The 4799-nt window shown below is 64.6% G+C and carries 4 protein-coding genes; 2 read left to right on the top strand and 2 right to left on the bottom strand.

What is annotated here, in order from left to right:
- On the bottom strand, nt 1–1185 hold a 1185-nt coding region (locus QZY06_RS06645; protein ID WP_295681901.1), incomplete at its 3' end, for a fumarate hydratase.
- 63 nt (nt 1186–1248) lie between these two features.
- Nucleotides 1249–1854 carry a MarR family transcriptional regulator gene (locus QZY06_RS06640; RefSeq protein WP_295681899.1) on the bottom strand — a complete coding sequence of 202 codons (606 nt, stop codon included), beginning with the start codon at nt 1852–1854 and terminating at the stop codon, nt 1249–1251.
- 33 nt (nt 1855–1887) lie between these two features.
- On the opposite strand from QZY06_RS06640, the gene QZY06_RS06635 reads away from it, so the two are divergent.
- Together QZY06_RS06635 and QZY06_RS06630 are read left to right on the top strand one after the other, a co-directional pair.
- On the top strand, nt 1888–3114 hold the full coding sequence (locus tag QZY06_RS06635) for an efflux RND transporter periplasmic adaptor subunit (protein WP_295681895.1): 1227 nt from the start codon (nt 1888–1890) through the stop codon (nt 3112–3114).
- Nucleotides 3111–4799, top strand: a 1689-nt coding sequence (locus QZY06_RS06630; RefSeq protein WP_295681893.1) for an efflux RND transporter permease subunit, incomplete at its 3' end; no start/stop codon positions are given. The genes QZY06_RS06635 and QZY06_RS06630, both read left to right, overlap by 4 nt.

The raw sequence follows: 4799 nt of genomic DNA, 5'->3' as shown, positions 1-4799 counted from the left end.
GGGGCCGACGATTTCGTCACGCACCGGGTCGACCGGGCCGACGTAATAGATGAAGCGATTGGTGAAGTCGACCGGCAGCTTCTCGCCGCGGTTGAGCATGTCGATCATCCGCTTGTGGGCGGCGTCGCGGCCGGTCAGCAGCTTGCCGTTGAGCAGCACCACTTCGCCGGGCTTCCAGCTGGCCACTTCCTCGCGGGTGACGGTATCGAGATTGACTCTGCGGGCGCCGGCCGGCGAATAGGTGAGCTTCGGCCAGTCTTCGAGGCTCGGCGGATCGAGCGAAACCGGGCCGGAGCCGTCGAGCACGAAATGCGCGTGGCGGGTGGCCGCGCAGTTTGGAATGATCGCCACCGGCAGGTTCGCGGCGTGGGTCGGGTAGTCGAAGATCTTGACGTCAAGCACCGTGGTCAGGCCGCCCAGACCCTGAGCGCCGATGCCGAGGGCGTTGACCTTGTCGAACAGTTCGATGCGCAGTTCTTCGAGCTTGTTCTTTGCGCCGCGAGCTTTCAGCTCCGGCATGTCGATCGGCTCCATCAGCGATTCCTTGGCCAGCAGCATCGCTTTCTCGGCGGTGCCGCCGATGCCGATGCCGAGCATGCCTGGCGGGCACCAGCCGGCGCCCATCGTCGGCACGGTTTTCAGCACCCAGTCGACGATCGAATCCGATGGATTGAGCATCGCGAACTTCGATTTCGCTTCCGAGCCTCCGCCCTTGGCAGCGACCGTCACTTCCAGTTCATGGCCCTGGACGATGCTGACGTTGACCACCGCCGGCGTGTTGTCCTTGGTGTTGCGGCGGCTGAACGCCGGATCGGCGAGCACCGAGGCGCGGAGCTTGTTGTCCGGATGGTTGTAGGCGCGGCGCACGCCTTCGTTGACCATGTCCTCGACGCCCATCGTCGCGTCCGGCCAGCTGATGTTCATGCCGATCTTCAGGAAGACCGTGACGATGCCAGTGTCCTGGCAGATCGGCCGATGGCCTTCGGCGCAGAGCCGCGAATTGATCAGGATCTGGGCAATCGCATCCTTGGCAGCCGGCGATTGTTCGCGCTCGTAGGCGGCGGCCAGGTTCTTGATGTAGTCGACCGGGTGGTAGTAGGAGATGTACTGCAGCGCGTCGGCGACGCTCTGGATCAGGTCTTCCTGCTTGATGGCAGTGGTGCTGGCGTGGCTCGAGGCGGTCATGGCTGGCGCGGGGGCTGGGTCGGGACGGCGATTTTAACCGTCCGCCGTCAGTGACGGATTGCTTCAGACGTCGGATCGTTTGCGTGATGACTTCGGAGTCGTCGGCATCGGCGCGGCGAGGGCGGTGAGCGCCTGCCCCTCGTCGCTGGCTACCATGGCTTGCGAGGCCTGATTGATCCGGCGCAGCAGGCCGATGCAGCGCGACAATTCGGCCTGCGAAACGTCCTGCAGCAGTTGTTCGCGGACGTCCATGACGATGGTCTGGATTTCGACACAGACGGATTTGGCGCGCGGCGTCAGATGAATGTGGCGAGCGCGGCGGTCACCGGGACAGGCCTTGCGTTCGATCCAGCCATCGGCTGCCAGGCGATCGAGCAGGCGTACCAGGGTCGGCGATTCGATCTCCAGGTGCTTGGCGATTTCGGTCTGCGTCGGCGGGCCATCGGCGCGCATCAGATACAGCAGCGGCATCCATTTCGCCTGCGATAACCCCAGCGGTGCAAGGCGGCGATCGATCACGGCACGCCAGTCGCGCGGGACCGTCCGCAGCAGTTGCACGAATTCCTGGATGTCGTTCATGACAGGAGTGTAATAGATAGTTAGCAAGCTAGCATCTAGCCAGCTAGGCAAGTATGCTGCGCCCACTGGATCGGGTACCCGGCTGTCCACGGTGTCCGACGTCCCCGGTTTTCTGGAGCTGTCATGAACAAGTCTTTCCCTCTCAAGTCGGCCGCCACGCTCGCGGCACTGCTGATTGCCGCCTGCTCGGGCGCCAAAGCACCGGCTCCGCCGGCGGCACCGCAGGTTGCCGTCCAGAAGATCGCGCCGCGTGCGATCGATGTCACCGCCGATTACGTCGCCCAGACGGAAGCACTGAACGAGGTCGAGATTCGTCCCAGAGTCGGCGGCCTGCTGGAAACCCAAGGGGTCGTCGAAGGCTCGAAGGTGAAGAAGGGCCAGCTGCTGTTCGTCATCGATGCCCAGCCTTACGCGGCCGCCGTGTCGCAAGCGAAGGCGGCCCTGGCGCTGGCGCAGGCGGCGCTCGATCAGTCCGATCGTGATCTCGCTCGCGTGCGGCCGCTGTCGACGATCGACGCGGTCAGCCAGCAGGAACTCGATGCCGCAATCGCTCGTCATGACTCGGCGCGCGCCCAGGTCGAAGCGGCCGGAGCTTCGTTGCAGACCGCCGAGCTGAACCTCGGCTACACCCGCGTGGTCTCGCCGATCGATGGCGTCATCGGCCGCGCGCAGCTCAAGGTGGGCGGCCTGGTCACGGCGTACACGACCTTGCTCAGCACCGTTTATTCCACCGATCCGATGTATGTGAACTTCGCGATCAGCGAAGCCCGGGTGCTGGAGATCCAGCGTGAACTTGGCGGTGCGCTGAGCCAGACCGCGAAAGCCGAGCGCGCCTTCCGGGTGCTGCTGGTCGACAATTCGATCTACCCGCACCCCGGCAAGATGAACTTCATCGATGCTGCGGTCGACAACACCACCGGTACCTTGAAGGTCCGGCTCGAAGTGCCGAACCCGGATCAGCTGCTGCGCGCCAACCAATTCGCTCGAGTCCGCGTCACCACCCAGCATCTCAGCGATGCCATCGTCGTGCCGCAGCGCGCGTTGCAGGAATTCCAGGGCAAGAACTTCGTCTGGGTGATCGACGGCGACAAGAAAGCCAGCCAGCGCGACATCGTGCTCGGGCCGAGAGTCGAGCAGGACGTGATCATCCATGACGGTCTCAAGGCCGGCGATACGGTGGTCGTCGACGGCATGCAGAAGCTGAAGCAGGGCATCACCGTGGCGATCAAGGAGCCGGCCACCGCCGATGCGCCGGTGAGTGGCGCAGCGAACGGCTCGGGTAAAGAGCCAAGCGCTGCCGCTGGTGACAAGCCAGCCGCCGCCGAAGCCAAGCCGGCAGCCGCGTCATGATCAATTTCTTCATCGATCGGCCGATCTTCGCGACGGTCATCGCGATCCTGATCACGCTGGCCGGCGGCGTGGCGATGACCGCGCTGCCGATCGCCCGCTATCCGCAGATCACGCCGCCGACCGTGGTCGTCACCGCGACCTTCCCGGGTGCCGATGCGGCAACCGTCGAGCAGTCCGTTGCTGCGCCGATCGAGGCGCAGGTCAACGGCGTGCCGAACATGATCTACATGTCGTCAAAGGCGTCGAACGACGGCGTCTACACGCTGACGGTCAGCTTCGAGATCGGCACCGATCAGGACATCGCCGCGGTCAACGTGCAGAACCAGGTGGCGATCGCCCAGCGCTCGCTGCCGCAGGAAGTGATCCGCCAGGGCGTGACGGTGGCAAAGCGCCAGCCTCAGCCGCTGCTGTTCATCAGTTTGCGGGCCAGCGATCCGCGCTACGACTATCTGTGGCTGTCGAACTACGCCACCTTGCAGATCTACGACGCGCTGGCGCGCATTCCCGGTGTCGGCACGGTGACCGTGTTCGGCGCCCGCGACTACGGCATGCGCATCTGGATGGACCCGCAGAAGATGGCGCGCTTCGGCTTCACCACGCAGGACATTTCCCGCGTGCTGAACGAGCAGAACGTGGTCGCGCCGGCCGGTACCGTCGGCGCGGAACCGGCACCGAAAGGTCAGGAAATGCAGTTCCCGGTGACAGTCAAGGGCCGCCTCACCAGCGTCGAGGAATACGAGAACATCATCCTGCGTGCGCGCACCGAGGGCCTGCTGGTTCGGCTCAAGGATGTCGCCCGCATCGAACTGGCGGCCACCGACTACGCGCGCTCCAGCCGCCTCGACGGTCAGCCGGCCGCGAACATCGGCATCTACCAGCTGCCGAATGCCAACGCGCTCGATGTCGCCCGTCAGGTGCAGACGACGATGGCGACCTTGTCGAAAAGCTTTCCGCCCGGCATCACCTACACGATTCCGTTCGACACCACCCTGTTCGTGTCGGAGTCGCTGCATGAAGTGATCTTGACTCTGGCGATCGCTGCGGCGCTGGTGCTGCTGGTGGTGTTCATCTTCCTGGAGAGCTGGCGCGCCACCCTGATCCCGATGCTGGCGGTGCCGGTATCGTTGATCGGCACCTTCATCGCTTTCGCGGTTCTCGGTTTCTCGATCAACACGCTGACCTTGCTGGCGATGGTGCTAGCGATCGGCCTGGTCGTCGATGACGCGATCGTGGTCGTTGAAGCAGTCACCGAAAAGATGGATCACCACGGCATGAATGCCCGTGACGCGACGCGTGCGGCGCTGAAGGATGTGGCTGGACCGGTGGTCGCCATCGCCCTGGTGCTGACGGCAGTGTTCGTGCCGGTGGCCTTCCTCGGCGGCCTGACCGGTCTGTTCTACCGGCAGTTCGCGCTGACTCTGTCGATCTCGGTGCTGATCTCGGCATTCGTCGCGCTCAGCTTCATTCCGGCGCTGTGCGCGCTGCTGCTGAAGCCGACCGCGGAATCACGCTGGTCCGGTCTGCCCGGCCGCTTCTTCGGTGCGTTCAATCGCGGCTTCGGCAGCTTCGCCAAGGGTTACAGCCGTGTGGTGCAGCGTTCGCTGCTCCATCGCGCGTTGCCGATCGCAGTGTTCGTTGCCCTGGTGGTCGGTGCCGTGGTGCTGGTCGAGCAGCGGCCGGCCGGC

Source organism: uncultured Nevskia sp. (assembly GCF_903885465.1).
In the GTDB taxonomy this organism is placed as follows: Bacteria; Pseudomonadota; Gammaproteobacteria; order Nevskiales; family Nevskiaceae; genus Nevskia.
The sequence above is the reverse complement of the archived record's forward strand: the minus strand, read 5'-3'. Positions and strand labels throughout refer to the sequence as shown.